This window comes from Mucilaginibacter sp. BGA-UO-ETr-C110 (assembly GCF_059567985.1).
Genome location: NZ_JCAQPB010000002.1, coordinates 2,514,848 through 2,530,012, shown reverse-complemented (window position 1 = coordinate 2,530,012; position 15,165 = coordinate 2,514,848). Strand labels below are relative to the sequence as shown.

General features: G+C 38.8%; 14 protein-coding genes. 13 read left to right on the top strand and 1 reads right to left on the bottom strand.

Annotation, left to right across the window (positions count from 1 at the left end; all coding sequences use genetic code 11):
* Nucleotides 1-362: 362 nt before the first annotated feature.
* On the top strand, nt 363-1,025 hold the full coding sequence (locus AC57BQ_RS11310; protein WP_496406383.1) for a polysaccharide biosynthesis/export family protein: 663 nt from the start codon (nt 363-365) through the stop codon (nt 1,023-1,025).
* Nucleotides 1,026-1,064: 39 nt separating this feature from the next.
* Entirely contained in the window at nt 1,065-3,368 is a 2,304-nt protein-coding gene (locus tag AC57BQ_RS11305) for a GumC family protein (RefSeq protein WP_496406382.1), read from the top strand.
* A gap of 86 nt (nt 3,369-3,454) precedes the next feature.
* Here the strand turns inward: AC57BQ_RS11305 and AC57BQ_RS11300 are convergent, their stop codons facing one another.
* A complete protein-coding gene (locus AC57BQ_RS11300; RefSeq protein WP_496406381.1) occupies nt 3,455-3,652 on the bottom strand; it encodes a hypothetical protein in 198 nt (65 codons plus the stop codon).
* A 9-nt stretch (nt 3,653-3,661) separates the two neighbouring features.
* Here AC57BQ_RS11300 and AC57BQ_RS11295 point away from each other — a divergent pair, with 9 nt between their 5' ends.
* Genes AC57BQ_RS11295 through AC57BQ_RS11245 form a run of 11 tightly spaced genes read left to right on the top strand, consistent with a single transcriptional unit; the run spans nt 3,662 to nt 15,150 of the window.
* Nucleotides 3,662-4,207: a UpxY family transcription antiterminator gene (locus AC57BQ_RS11295; RefSeq protein WP_496406380.1), complete on the top strand. Its 546-nt coding sequence runs from the start codon at nt 3,662-3,664 to the stop codon at nt 4,205-4,207.
* Nucleotides 4,194-5,483, top strand: a complete 1,290-nt coding sequence (locus tag AC57BQ_RS11290) for a nucleotide sugar dehydrogenase (RefSeq protein ID WP_496406379.1) — start codon at nt 4,194-4,196, stop codon at nt 5,481-5,483. Before AC57BQ_RS11295 ends, AC57BQ_RS11290 begins: the two co-directional genes overlap by 14 nt.
* A gap of 10 nt (nt 5,484-5,493) precedes the next feature.
* Entirely contained in the window at nt 5,494-6,933 is a 1,440-nt protein-coding gene (locus AC57BQ_RS11285; RefSeq protein WP_496406378.1) for a lipopolysaccharide biosynthesis protein, read from the top strand.
* Entirely contained in the window at nt 6,930-8,105 is a 1,176-nt protein-coding gene (locus tag AC57BQ_RS11280) for a DegT/DnrJ/EryC1/StrS family aminotransferase (RefSeq protein WP_496406377.1), read from the top strand. Before AC57BQ_RS11285 ends, AC57BQ_RS11280 begins: the two co-directional genes overlap by 4 nt.
* A complete protein-coding gene (locus AC57BQ_RS11275) occupies nt 8,102-8,962 on the top strand; it encodes a glycosyltransferase family 2 protein (protein WP_496406376.1) in 861 nt (286 codons plus the stop codon). Before AC57BQ_RS11280 ends, AC57BQ_RS11275 begins: the two co-directional genes overlap by 4 nt.
* Nucleotides 8,963-8,982: 20 nt before the next feature.
* Nucleotides 8,983-10,104, top strand: a complete 1,122-nt coding sequence (locus AC57BQ_RS11270; protein WP_496406375.1) for a glycosyltransferase family 4 protein — start codon at nt 8,983-8,985, stop codon at nt 10,102-10,104.
* 35 nt (nt 10,105-10,139) lie between these two features.
* Nucleotides 10,140-10,910: a DUF2334 domain-containing protein gene (locus AC57BQ_RS11265; protein ID WP_496406374.1), complete on the top strand. Its 771-nt coding sequence runs from the start codon at nt 10,140-10,142 to the stop codon at nt 10,908-10,910.
* Nucleotides 10,911-10,930: 20 nt separating this feature from the next.
* The gene (locus AC57BQ_RS11260; protein ID WP_496406373.1) at nt 10,931-12,193 is read left to right on the top strand and encodes a DegT/DnrJ/EryC1/StrS family aminotransferase; all 1,263 of its coding nucleotides are present in this window, start codon (nt 10,931-10,933) and stop codon (nt 12,191-12,193) included.
* Between the two features lie 16 nt (nt 12,194-12,209).
* Entirely contained in the window at nt 12,210-12,806 is a 597-nt protein-coding gene (locus tag AC57BQ_RS11255; protein ID WP_496406372.1) for a sugar transferase, read from the top strand.
* Between the two features lie 8 nt (nt 12,807-12,814).
* Nucleotides 12,815-14,089 (top strand): O-antigen ligase family protein, encoded by a 1,275-nt coding sequence (locus tag AC57BQ_RS11250; RefSeq protein WP_496406371.1) that lies wholly within the window; start codon nt 12,815-12,817, stop codon nt 14,087-14,089.
* Complete coding sequence (locus tag AC57BQ_RS11245) at nt 14,089-15,150, top strand: glycosyltransferase (protein WP_496406370.1); 1,062 nt, start codon at nt 14,089-14,091, stop codon at nt 15,148-15,150. The genes AC57BQ_RS11250 and AC57BQ_RS11245 overlap by 1 nt, the downstream gene beginning before the upstream one ends.
* The last annotated feature ends 15 nt before the right edge of the window (nt 15,151-15,165 follow it).

Sequence of the window (15,165 nt, the reverse complement as noted above, 5' to 3'; positions counted from 1 at the left end):
ATTTTTTAACAAGTAAAAAACCTTTGTCAAAAACCTGGATTTATAAAAATAATCGCCATAAATTATTCAGATCCTGCTGTAGTTCTTTTACAACAGTTTTACATGTTCTGTAAACTTTATCAAGTATATTTTTACATTTTGTGTGAAAATATACCCTTTGTTTACAATTGAAATTCAATCATAAAAATCATGCACTATATTGTTTTTCAAATAGATACATTTGATATGTAAATCAAACCAAGATAAACAAACGCTCATACTTATCACTCATGACTATAAAAATACTATCACGGATATGCGTCTTGTCAGTTTTTATAATAAGCGCCTGTGCACCCCGAAGAGACCTGGTTTATTTTAGTAACATGGCCAATGCCACAATTACGAAAGATGAACAAAACAATGATATTATTATCCGTCTTAATGACATTGTTAGTGTTACGATGAACAGCTCAAATCCCGAATCTAACACACTTTTTGCCGGCAATAAAAACGACCCTTCAAATGCGTCATTAAAAGGCTACAGGGTAAGTAAAAGTGGCACGATACATTTACCATTAATAGGTGACTATAAAATAGAAGGACTAACTGTTGAAGAAGCAGAAAAAGGAATCGCCTCTGCATTAGTTAAGTATGTGAAAAATCCGGAGATAGAGGTTCAGATCACTAATTTCAAAATTACTGTAATAGGTGAAGTAAATAAACCCTCCACATTTACCATAACTGATGAAAAAGTTAACCTCCTGGAGGCACTCGGAATGGCGGGAGATATGACTGTGTATGGTAAACGGGAAAATGTATTGATCATTCGTAATGAAGATGGCCATAAGGTCATGAAAAGGCTTAACCTGAATCAGCAGGAAACCATGAATTCACCATACTTCAATCTCAGGCAGAACGATATTGTATATGTTGAGCCCGATCGGTCAAAAGCGGTTGAATTTAGTACCAATACCCGGATAATGCCGATGATCATAGCTTCTATATCAGCTGCTGCTGTTTTGGTTGCTGTATTGCTAAAGAGGTAAAATCATTATAACTATTGCCCATATTAAAAATCTTAGATTATGGCTTCAAATCTTAATTCAAAATCAGCTGTACGTCCCGATAATTTCAGGGAAAAGCTTATGCCATATTCAAAACGATGGTATTTATTTTTGATCACCTTGAGTATAAGTATGGCAGTGGTGTGGTTTTATCTTGACTATGCAACGCCTTTGTATAAAATAAGCAGTACCTTATTAATACCTGATGATAAGAAAGGAGACGGTATCCTAAAAGCTACAGCCTTTAGCGATCTTAATATGTTTCAGGAACCCAAAACAGTAGATAATGAGATGGAGATTTTAAGATCCAAGGATTTGATCTATAAAGCATTAAAAGACCTTAATCTGGATATATCTTATTTTTATTCAGAGGGTTTCAAAACCCGTGAACTTTATGCAGATGAATTACCGTTTAAAATTTCTGTTAAAAAGCTAAACAAGGGCGCTTACCTAAAAAAACTCCAAATAAAAGGTTTATCAGATCATACTTTCCTGTTACAGGAAGGTATTGTAGGGTGGGTATATCGTTATGGTCAACAGATACAACATTCCGATTTTGTATTTAAAGTAGATAAAGGTCCGGCGTTTTTAAGCACATATGGGCCAGTACAAATACAGTTTAAGGATTTATATAAACTGGCCGCCACTTATAGCGCGGGAAAATTAAACGTAAATCCGGTAGTCAAGGAATCAAATACGGTTATTTTAAGCCTTACTGATCCGGTACCTTCCAGGGGGGTAGATATACTCACCAAGCTTATTAATACCTATAACACCGAAAACGTTGAGAAAAAAAATGTAATAGCCGTAAATACCATTTTATTTATTGATAAACGGCTTAAGGATATGGAACAGGATCTTTCTAATGCAGAAGGAGGAATAGAGGTCTATAAACAACAAAATGAGGCGGCTGATGCAAGTACCGGCGCTCAGCTCAACTTAACAAAATCCGCAGAATATAACCAATTACTCGAGGTATCAGATGTGCAGCTTGGTATAGTTCGGTCTATTGAAAGATATTTAGATAAATCAGCTAATCAATTTAATGTCGTTCCAAGCACTATGGGATTAAAGGATCCTGTGCTTAATACTTTAATCAGCCGATTTAACGACTTGCAACTAGAACGAAACAGGATGCTGAGTAGTGCTAATTTAAGTAACCCCCTTGTTGAAAACTTGAGTGACCAGATAACCGACCTTCGGTTAAAGATCAAAGAAAACCTTATAAATATTAAACAAGGATTTATTATTGAACATGATCATTTGAAAGTGAATTCAGCTCACTACGATTCCAGGGTTCGTTCAGTACCGGCGTTGGAGCGCGGCCTTCTACAGCGCAGCCGTGAGCAAAGTGTTAAAACAACCTTGTATCAGTATCTATTGCAGAAACGCGAAGAAACAGCTTTGTCCTTATCGGCAACTATTCCAACCTCACAGGTTATTGATAAACCGGCGTATGACTCTGTTCCTGAGTATCCTAAATCCTCTTTACTGTACCTATGCGGAGGGATTGTTGGATTACTGTTACCCGCTCTGCTTATTTACGCACAGCAACTGTTGAATATAAAGGTTAAAGACCCCTCAAGTTTAAGTTATATATCGGGTGTTCGGGTTTTGGGAGAATTAAATCATCATGAAGTTGAAAATCAAATAGTCATACAAAAAGGGGAACATTCTACTATTTCTGAATTGTTCAGGTATATACGTACAAATCTGGGTGTATTAAATCCAGATGTGCCTAATCAGGTTATGCTGGTGACTTCCTCCATGAAAGGGGAGGGTAAAACATTTTTTAGTATTAACCTGGGGTTAACGCTCGCGCTACTCAGTAAACGGGTATTGATGCTTGAATTTGATTTACGCAAGCCTGATCTGTTGCAAAAAATGAACATGCTTCAGCAAAAAGGGATTACAGATTATCTGCAGGGAGATACCAACAATCTGCATGATTGTATCCAGCAGTACCCTAATGCAGAAAATTTATATGTAATGGGCTGTGGTTCTTTACCGCAGGACCCTGCAGAATTGCTCATGAGCGACCGTATGGATATGCTTTTTGATTGGGCAAAAGAAAGATTTGATTATTTAATTATAGATACATCGCCGGTTGGTGCTGTTGCAGATGCTTTTAGTTTAGCGCAATATGCCGATCTGAGTGTTTACCTGGTTCGTTATAACTATACAAACACGCATCAGTTAGATATTCTGAGGGATGTTTATGATAATGAAAAATTTAAAAACCTGATGGTGGTTTTTAATGATGCTAAAAAGGAGAACCGCCAGGCTTATGCTTACGGTTATGCCGCTGAAAAAGGTAGTAAGTAAACAATTATTACAGTAGCCTTCGGGCGGTAGTATATAATTCAAATTTAATATTATAAAAGAAGCGCTATGTAAGTGGTATGGCGAAGCTATACCAAGCAGGTATTGCTGCCATATGATTGGGTGAAATAGAGATTACATTCCTTAACCCGCCTGATGTCAGAAAACGCTTTGCCGTGATTGGCTTTGGCCGATAACCTGAATGCATTACAATCAGTTTTACTAATGGTATCATGTAAGTGATATGGCGAAGCTATTGCACCTCCCGAAACCCCGGTTATTTTCAAATCAGATATATGAATCCGAAACAGTTAAATGAAAAAAAATGGCTGGTTATTTATACCCGGCCACGATGGGAAAAAAAGGTCGACATGTTACTACAGCGACAAGGCATAGAATCCTATTGCCCCTTGAAACAAGTTCAAAATCAATGGGCTGACCGCAAAAAGGAGGTGAGTTTGCCATTGTTTAGCTCCTATGTTTTTGTAAGGGTTAATCTTCGTGAAGAAGGGTTGGTACTTTACTGCTTAGGTGTTATGGGATATGTTTATTATATGCAGCATCCCGCGGTTGTGAGTGATACGGTAATTGAGGAGATCAAAAGAAACTTAGCTATTTATAAAGATGTTGAGGTTATTAACCTTCAAAGCATATCCATAGGCGATCGTGTGTTGGTAAAACAAGGCGCGTTCGCTAACCAACCTGGCCAGGTTGTTCAGATACAAGGCAAAAATGTGCTTATGGTTTTTGACAACATCCATTGCGCATTGGTAACCCGCATATCCTTCCAGCATATCGCTATACAAAACTTAAACCAGAATAAAAACAATGCTACGAAATAGTAAAATAGGAATTATAGGCCTTGGATACGTTGGCCTTCCTTTAGCAGTGGAGTTTGCTAAACAATACAAGGTGTTTGGTTATGATATTAATTCCCGGCGAATCGATCAGCTTAAAGAAGGGTTGGATCATACCCTGGAGATTAGCGAAAAAAAATTAAATGCTGTAATTACGCTGGAATGTACAACCCCCAAAGGTTTGTATTGCACCAGTGAAATTGAAAAGCTGAGAGCTTGCTCTATTTATATTGTAACCGTGCCTACTCCGGTTGATAAAAATAACAGACCTGACCTGAGTCCGCTGATCAATGCTAGTTTGTTAATTGGTAAAATACTTAAGAAAGGTGATATTGTTATTTATGAGTCAACAGTTTATCCGGGTGTTACAGAAGACGAATGTGTACCGGTACTTGAAAAAACTTCAAAACTCCGTTATAATATTGACTTTTTTGCCGGCTACTCGCCCGAGCGGATTAACCCAGGAGATAAACTTCATACGGTGGCTAATATTCGTAAAATTACTTCAGGCTCCAATGCTAAAACCGCAGAAATTGTAGATGCACTTTATAGTTCTGTTATTTCTGCAGGTACGTTTAAAGCCGATTCTATCAAAGTAGCGGAAGCTGCAAAGGTTATTGAAAATGCACAACGGGACATCAATATTGCCTTTGTAAACGAGCTGGCTATGATCTTTAACAAACTGGGAATTGACACACACAAAGTACTTGAAGCAGCCGGTACCAAATGGAATTTTCTGAATTTTCGTCCCGGGTTAGTTGGAGGACACTGCATAGGGGTTGATCCTTATTACCTGGCGCAAAAAGCCCAGGAAGTGGGTTATCATCCCGAAATAATACTGGCTGGCCGCCGCATAAACGATTCGATGGGGGCTTATGTTGCTGATCAGTTCATAAAAAAAATGATCTGTAAAGGCACATCGCTTACCACCGCACGGGTGCTTGTGCTGGGCTTTACCTTTAAAGAAAATTGCCCCGATGTTCGTAACACCCGTGTAATTGATATTGTACGGCGGCTGGAAGAGTATAAGGTTAAGGTGCATATTCATGATCCCTGGGCTAATGCCGATCAGGCAAAACGCGCCTACGGTATTCTATGTGAAAATGGCGAGTCAAAAAAACGTAAATACGACGGTGTTTTGCTGGCGGTTGCCCACGAAGAGTTTAAGGCGATGGACATCAAGGCACTTTGCAAGCCGGATGCCGTTATGTATGATCTGAAAGCGTTTTTACCCGATAGCGTAGTTAACGCCCGTCTTTAGCCTACCACGCATGAGTTTTAAAGAAAAGGCCGTTTCCGGTGTGCTATGGTCTTTATGGCAGCAGGTAAGCGGTAAATTGGTAGGTTTTTGCATTTCTATTTTCCTTGCACGGATACTTGATCCCGCACAGTTTGGGTTGATTGCCATGTTATCCCTTTTTATAGCCGTCGGAAATACTTTGTTAGACGGCGGTTTGACCGCTTCCCTCATCAGAACAACTGACGCGGATCAACGGGACCTGTCGACCATATTTTATTTTAACCTGGCTGGAAGTATTATTCTATATGGCATACTTTTCTTAGGAGCGCCACTTATTGCATTATTTTATAAACAGCAGCTTTTAATATCCATTGTTCGTGTATACGGGTTGATCCTAATCCTCAATGCTTTTTTTGGGGTACAAAGTACGCTGCTGATTAAAGAGTTGAAATTTAGGAAACAAACCAACATTCAGGTGCCCGCAGCTATTGGTGGTGGCGTACTGGGTATAGTGTTAGCTAAAATGGGTTATGGAGTTTGGAGTTTGGTTTGGATGGGTTTGTGTACTTCGTTTTTATCAACGGCTATGCATTGGATCTATTCGAAATGGCGACCGGCACTTTTATTTGATAAAGAGTGTTTCAAAAAGCATTTCAATTTTGGTTACAAAATGACCCTCTCAGGAATATTAGATACGATTTATCAAAATATATACCTGATCATTATCGGAAGGTATTTCTCGGCAGGCCAGTTAGGATTTTACTCCCGCGCCGAATCCATCAGTCAGTTACCAATCGGCAATATATCGGCAGCAGTTAATAAGGTGGCTTATCCAATGTTTGCGGAAATATCTAATGATGTTGTACAGCTAAAAAATGTATATAAAAGGCTTATGCAGCAGGTGCTTTTCTGGAATGCGCCGGTACTTATCTTTTTATGTGTTGTTGCCGAGCCTCTATTCCGGTTTTTGTTAACTGATAAATGGCTGCCTTCTGTGCCCTATTTTCAGATTCTTTGTATCAGTGGTATCATGTACCCTTTGCATGCTTACAATCTGAATGTTTTAAAAGTGATGGGTAAAAGCGCCCTGTTTCTGAAGCTGGAGATAGTTAAAAAAGTACTCAGTGTCATCGGCATTTTATCGTTCATCTCTTTCGGTATCTATGGATTGCTCTACTTTCAGCTGTTTTTCAACTTTGTAGCCTATTACATTAACTCTATATATAGTGGCAAATTGATCCACTACCCGGTTAAGGAGCAAATTGAAGATATTCTGCCCATTCTGATACTGGCCGGTAGTATTGGAGTCGCTTGCTACTTTTTAGATATGTTACTCGTTCGCCTATTTGCCGCAGACCTGGTGCGCATTGCAATAATTGGTATAGGCTATACCCTTTTTTACTATGGCTTTAGCCTGCTCATCAAAATATCGGCCATGAAAGATTTTAAACAATTAATCCTGAAAAAATGATACCTGTAACCAAACCTTTTTTGCCCCCCGAGAAAGAATTTAAAGTTTACGTGAAAAGTATTTGGGAGCGGCAATGGCTTACCAATAACGGCCCGCTTGTAAATACGCTGGAACTAAAGCTGAAAGAGTATCTGGGGTTAGATCACATGCTTTATGTATCAAACGGCACTATGGCATTGCAACTTGCCATAAAAGCACTTAACTTAACAGGTGAGATCATTACAACACCTTTTTCTTTTGTAGCCACAACCAGCACGATAGTATGGCAGGGATGTAAACCTGTATTTGTAGACATTGATGCACATACGTTTAATATTGATCCAGCTAAGATTGAGGCCGCTATAACGCCAAACACCTCAGCTATATTGGCTACACATGTTTACGGCAACCCTTGCGATATAGACGCTATACAACAAATTGCGGATAGACACGGATTGAAAGTAATTTATGATGCGGCACATTGTTTTGGTACCCGATACAAAAACAGGTCAATATTTGAATATGGTGACATAAGCACAACAAGCTTTCATTCTACCAAGTTATTCCATACCATTGAAGGAGGGGCCGTATTTACCCGACAGCCCGATCTGTTAAAAAAGATGGCACTCATGCGCAATTTTGGATATTCTGGAGTAGACGAATTTGCTGAACTGGGTATCAATGCTAAAAACTGTGAGTTTCATGCAGCAATGGGCTTATGTAATTTGCCGCATATTGATGAGATACTTAAAAAAAGGAAGTACTTGTCCACGCATTATAAACTTCGTTTAAACAGACTTGACGCACAGTTTCAACAATTGGATAATGCAGAGGATTATAACTATGCTTATTTCCCTCTACTTTTCAAGAGCGAGGATTTAATGAAGGAATGTAAGGCTAAGTTGGAGCTGGCACAAGTATATTGCCGGCGCTATTTTTACCCCTCCTTATCCGCATTACCTTATGTTGAAAATGTGGAAATGCCGGTTTGCGACTCTATTGCCAGCAGGATCATGTGCCTGCCTATGTATCATACTTTAACCTTATCTGATTTAGATCTTATTTGCCGCTTGTTGTTAAGAATCCAGAACAATGAAAGCAGTGAAGCGGTATCGAAAAACTTCGGAGCCCTGATTGCTGATCAGATCGAATCTGAAATCAATATCCAAACGGTTAAAGAAAATGGGGCATGATGAACAAGCAGAATCCAATGGTAAGCATTTGCTGCATTACCTATAATCATGAAAAATTTATCGCCCATGCTATAGAAAGTTTTATAATGCAGCAAGCTAATTTTGAATTTGAGATAGTAGTAGGTAATGATTGTTCTACCGATGGAACTGCAAAGGTTGTAGAATCATTTCTGAATAAATATCCGGTTAAGATCAAGCTGGTTTCTACAAAAAAAAATGTAGGCGCTCACCACAACCTCATCAATACCCTTAAAGCATGTCAGGGAAAATATATTGCTCTTTGTGAGGGTGATGATTATTGGACCGACTCTTATAAATTACAAAAACAGGTCGATTTTCTGGAGAAGAATGCAGAGTATATTATCTGCTGCCATTATACTCGTGTAATTGACGAAAGCAACAACACTTTATATGTTAATCCTAAACCAGTGCCTCTGATACACAGTTATCATGACTTACTTGCAGGGAAGCAGGAGGAAACCAAAACTGCTACAGTGTTGTACCGTAATGTGGCTGAGGTGCATCAATTATTCAACAGGCCCTGGTTTTTTAAATGTTATGCCGGCGATAAAATGTTTAAACTTTTTGCTACTCATTATACCGGGCGCAAAATTTATGTAATGCCCGAGGTAATGAGCTGCTATCGTAATCATATCGGTGGTGTATGGAGCATGATCAAGGCGAGCGATCGAATGGAAAGGATGATCAGTGATTTTAACCTGATCATTACCCACTTTAGCTACCCGGCCCTACAAAAAAAGAAACTTTTATGGTTATATATTCAGCGGTATTTGTTATTTGAGTTAGGGCAGTTTAAAGTTCGAAAAGCCTATAACACCGTGAAGTTTTTGCTTTAAATCAACCCGCTTTTATTTTCATGGAAACACCATCTGTATTGCCACAAAAACAACGGTTATTTTTTGTGATACCTTCTTTAATGAGCGGTGGAGCCGAACGGGTACTCATTGCTTTAGCCAATTATTTTGATCAAAAAAACTGCACCTCAGTAATAGTCGCGTTGAATCAGGGTGAACCTGCTTATAGCATCAACGAAGGGGTTAAGGTTATTTACCTGCTTGATCGGAAAAGTAATAAACTCTGGTTCAGATTGAGTTATATGTGGCTTATGCTTTATAAACTCTTAAAGCTTTTGAGGGAAGAAAAACCAAATTGTGTTTTGTCTTTTATCACCTCGGCGAATATCTGGACAGGCGTTACTTGTAGTGTTTTACGTATCCCTTTCATTGTTTCAGAACGTACAGCGCCTAAACGCAGTATCAATCAATTTAGGAACGGGGTTAAACTATTCGTTGCTTTATTATACAAAAAATCAAAGGGGATTGTGGTGGGGGCCCAGGGTGTTGAAGATAGCCTTCGAGAAAACAAAGCGTTCAAAAGCCTCCGCAATGTTTACAAAATAACCAATGCTGTACCAATCTTTAATGCGATATCTGGCCAAACAGTACATCATCGCCAGTTTATATTGGGAGTGGGGCGCCTGGAGTACGTAAAAGGTTTCGACATGCTTATAACCGCTTTTAGCAATGCCCAGATAAGTGATATTGATCTTGTTATAGTGGGTGACGGTCAGGAGAAGGGCAATTTAATGAATCAGATTAATGATTTAGGATTAAAAGACAGAGTTTTCCTTGTTGGTTCTAAAACTAATCTTCAGGACTATTATAGTCAGGCGAAATTGTTTGTGCTACCCTCCAGAAACGAAGGCTACCCAAACGCATTGATCGAGGCTATGAGTTTTGGATGTCCCTGTATTGCCATGGATTGCGAATTCGGTCCCTCAGAAATTATCGATAATGGGCAAAATGGCCTTTTGGTTCCGGCAGCCAATACTGCTGATCTCGCAAATGCCATCAATCAGTTAATAAATAATCCGCAGCTAAAGGATGATCTGGGTGTACAAGCCTTGAATATTAATAATACCAATAACGCTGATAAAATTTTTAAACAATGGGAGAGCTTGCTGTTAACCCGTGTTTAATAAAATAAGTAGTTCGAGTAGATAACCAAGACTTTATGGTACAATACTTAATACGGTTGGATGACTTGTGTCCAACTAATAACCTGAAAAAGTGGGAAAGGTTCTTTAATCTTTTTGACCTTTACGATATAAAACCCATCATTGCGGTTATACCTAATAATCATGACCCCAAGCTAAGTGTATGCGGCGAGTTTAACCCATATTACTGGCCACTTGTTCGTCACCTTCAAAAAAAAGGCTATGTTATCGGAATGCATGGTTTTGAACATCTTTATCAAAACAATAATTCGGGTTTGTTCCGGATCAATGGCCGTTCAGAATTTGCAGGTTTACCTCTATATATTCAGGAACAAAAGGTAAAAGCTGCAGTTGCAATATTTAACCGCGAAGGGGTTCATACTCCGCTTTTTATAGCTCCAGCGCATACGTTTGACCGTAATACACTCAAAGCACTTAGCAAATACTCCGAAGTACTGATCATCAGCGATGGCTTATTACAGTCGCCCTATATTAGGTTAGGCTTTGGTTGGGTACCGGTGCAGCTCTCAGAAGTCTGCCTAAAAACAAAGAACACCTGGACATTTAACTATCATCCGGAAACATGTACTGATGAGGCTTTTGAAAGACTCGAAAGGTTTATTGCCGAAAATTATCAGCACTTCGTATCCTTATCGCAATTGACCTTCAGGGATTACTCCTGGAAAGATTGTATTAAAGAATATTACCTTATTTATCAAAGGGTGATACTTGACTTTTTAAAAAAGCAGGTTTACCGTTTTCGATATGCAAAGCCAGCAAGATCCTAATAAGCATAATCATTATACATATGAACATGATCATACCGTTTTCCCCGCCTTTTATTGACGATGAAGTAGTTGAAGAGGTTTTACATACACTCTATTCAAAATGGATCACTACTGGCCCCAAAGTGGCAGCTTTAGAGCAGGAGATTATCAAACTAACCTCATGTGCATCGGCCATTTGTGTTAACTCCTGGACATCAGGCGCTATACTGATGTTAAAATGGTTCAGCATTAAAGAAGGAGATGAAGTTATTGTACCGGCATATACTTACAGTGCAACAGCACTTTGTGTCTTACATTGCGGTGCAACTCCAGTGATGGTTGATGTCGATGAAGATTTTTGTATATCTGTTAATGCGGTTCGTAAAGCCATTACTTCAAAAACAAAAGCTATTATAGCTGTGGATATTGCCGGCTGGCCATGCGATTACGATGTGCTTAATACCCTGATCAATGAGCCCGAAATTGCCGCCTTGTTCAGCGCGACATCTGTTAAACAAAGCTTATTGAACCGGATTTTAATGATCAGCGACGCTGCACACTCACTCGGATCCAGATATGATGGTGAGGCTGCTGCAAAAAAGAGCGATGTAACCATATTCTCATTTCATGCGGTTAAAAACATTACCACAGCTGAAGGGGGATGCATATGTTTGAACCTGCCTGAACAGTTTGATATCACTGCAGAATCCAGGTATCTTAAAATGTACACGTTAAATGGACAGACAAAGGATGCTTTTTCCAAAGCACAGGGTGGCGGATGGCGATATGATATTCTTTTTCAGGGGCTTAAAATTAATATGCCTGATATTTGTGCTGCAGTAGGATTAGCTCAGATCAGGAAGTACGAAACCGAATTATTGCCATTACGTAAACAAATCGCTTTACAATACAGTGAAAGGTTTAAGCAACATGATTGGGCTATTCTACCTCCTTTAATGGATGAAAAACGTGAATCAAGTTATCATTTGTACCCTTTGCGGATCAAAAATATAACGGAAGCACAACGCGACCTGATCATAGATGATATTGCAATTACAGGAGTTTCTGTAAACGTGCATTTTATACCTATGCCTATGCTTACTTATTTTAAGAGCCTGGGTTATCAGATGACCGATTATCCGATTGCTTACCATCAATATGCCTGTGAAATTTCACTGCCTATATACCCTCAGTTAACAGCCGAAGAAATAATCTATGTTATATCTTCAGTTATTAACGCCGTAGAAAAACAACTTCATGTTGTTGCAGAATCAAGCACAAGTAATACTGTTGTAAACGTGTAATTGTAAGTTTAAAACCATGGTTTTGAAAAGGGTGTTTGATGTATTTTTTGCCCTAATAGGGGTTGTTATTTTATTGCCCTTATTCGTCATCATAGCAATCTCCATCAGTATTAACTCAAATGGCGGCGTATTTTATATTCAACATCGGGTTGGAAGGAATGGAGTTGATTTTAAGCTGTTAAAATTCAGAACTATGTATGTCAATGCGGATAAAGCTGGACTTTTAACTATTGGACATCATGATTATCGCATTACGACAGCCGGTTATTGGTTACGCAGGTACAAGCTTGACGAATTGCCGCAGTTATTCAACGTTCTCATTGGAGATATGAGCTTTGTGGGGCCGCGTCCAGAGGTAAGGAAATACGTAGAAATATACTCTCTAAAACAGCAGAGAGTATTGAGCGTAAAACCAGGCATAACAGATAAGGCCTCCATTATGTACTTTAATGAAAATGAGCTTTTGGCAGCAGCCTATGAGCCCGAACAATTCTACATTAACGAGATCATACCATCAAAGATCCAATACAATCTGGATTATATTGATAAACACAATTTGTGGCTCGATATCAAAATTATTTGGCAAACCTTAAAAAAGGTTGCCAATAAATAACACCGTATATGTTAGTTAAAAGGTTCATTATTTTTAGCGTGGTGCTAACCTATCTGTATACACTTGTCTTTGGCATTTTTATGACAGGTATTTTCAGGATACCCGCCCCGATTGTGTTGGGGATACTGCTGTTACCTTTTATAAAAGCGCCAGTTCAGCATTTTGCCTATTATAAAGAATGCCTATTTATTATTATAGCGTTGTTTTTATACTATATAGTTGGCATGGCAGATTATAAGGCATTTTTTGCCAATGTTATAACCATCTTAACCTGTGCGTTTTACTTTAATCATTTTGTGGGTTTAAATAAACGACGTTTTAATATATCGGTGGTCATCGTATTCCTTTTACTATCGCTATCTATGCTCTTGATGATCCTTGACCATACACAGCAAGGCATCATTGATCCCTTAAGGTCAACCATGCTTGGTGAACCGGTTAAACAAAGCCCTTCGGGCATTGCCGCAACCCAATTTACCTTTGGCTATCAAATAGCAGCCTTTACAGCTTTTGCTTTTGTAGCTACGTTCACGTTCAGGCTGCACGCGATAATTAAGGTTATTGTTTTTTTTGCGTGTATAGTATGCCTTTATCTGGGGATGAACCGGTCGGCATTTATCAGCTTTGCCGTCGCTGTTGTGATATTTATATTCATTTATTACAAGTTTAAGGCTGTGTTATTGCTGGCAGCAGCCGCCATCATTTGTTTCCTGAGTTATACTTATTTGTTAAAAGATACTCTGGATAGTAAAAACAATATTCTTTCAAAAAATGAAGCTAAAGGAGCCAATGATTTTAACCGGGCAAACATGGCTGAAGAAAATTTGAAGATCTGTGCTGATTATCCCTTTGGCCTCATATTCTATGGTAAAACCTGGGAAGATGTAACATACCGTAACCCCTTATTCACTTTTGGCCTGACCTCACATAACGCTTATCTCATGTTTATAACTTATTTAGGTCCTTTTTTAGGTTTGGGATTGTTAGGGGCTATTTATTATAGGATTACACGACTGTCCCGAGAAATTATGCAACATGTAAAATTAAGGTCCAATGTTTTAATGCCAGCCTTATGTTTTTCTTTTATCGCGGTATCGCTGAATGCACTTTCTCATAATGGGTGGTTGATGAGTGCTGACGGCCCAACCCTGTTTTTGTATTTCGGTGTAATGCAGGGAGCAAAAATTTACGCGCAGCAACAAAGTAGTACGGAATCATCAGAGATGCTGGAATCCTCGGAAAATTCGGCAGCACAAGACCAGTTGCAAACACTTGTTTTATAATGAAGAAAAAGATATTCCTGATCGTTGGATCGCTTGGTGCCGGCGGGTCCGAAAGGGTTTACTGGTTGCTTTCTCAATATTTTAATAAGGAAGTATATTCCGTATCTGTTGTGTTTTTAAATGCCAGGGAGCAATGTTTTCCGACCAATATTGAGGGTATTGAATTTATCGATCTTAAAACGGTAAAAGCTTCCAGATCATTCTTTAAACTGTACAAGCTTTTAAAAGATGCCAAGCCTTTTGCTGTTTTTTCTACTAATGATCATATTAACATTTTAACTGCCATGGTAGCCTGTTTTTTGAAAGTGCCAAACCTGATAGCCCGGGCGTCAAACAACCCGCAGCAGATGAAACAATTTTATGGTTTTAAAGCTCGATTTTATAATTTATTTACCCGGTTTTTATCCTTCCGGTTTAATTTTATTGTTTGCCAGTCGGTTGAAATGCAGCAGTCGATCTCCAAATTATATGGTATTAGCTTGAATAAGTTAAAGGTTATTTCCAACCCGGTTTTGTATACATCTGCAATAAAAAAGCAATCACACAACGCTGTAGAAAAAAAATTAATAATAGTGGCTCGTTTAAACAGGGAGAAAGGTTTATTTCGGCTGCTCGAGGTGATGGAAGAGTTACCTGAAAACTATGTTTTAACCATTGCGGGAGACGGACCTTTAATGGGAGACCTGAAAGACCGCGTTCGTTTACGAAAACTGGATAACCGGGTTACTTTTTTAGGAGAAGTTAAAGAAGTTTCAACTTTAATTTCAGTTCATGATCTTTTTGTGTTGTGCTCATTTACGGAAGGGTTTCCTAATGTTATTCTGGAGGCTCTGGCCTCCGGAGTTCCGGTGGTGACTTTCAGAGTAGGCGGAATTGATGAGATGATTTGCGAAGGCTTTAACGGTTTTGTTGCCGAGCAAGCCAATTTAATGCAATTAAAAGAGCTGATCATAAAAGCATGTTCTCAGTCATGGTCGCATGAAAAAATCAAAGCGGATACTTATTGCAAATTCTCCCTTGATAAAATAGGACAGGCTTATGAAAGCCTCTTGCAAAATTAATATTAAAATCAATTG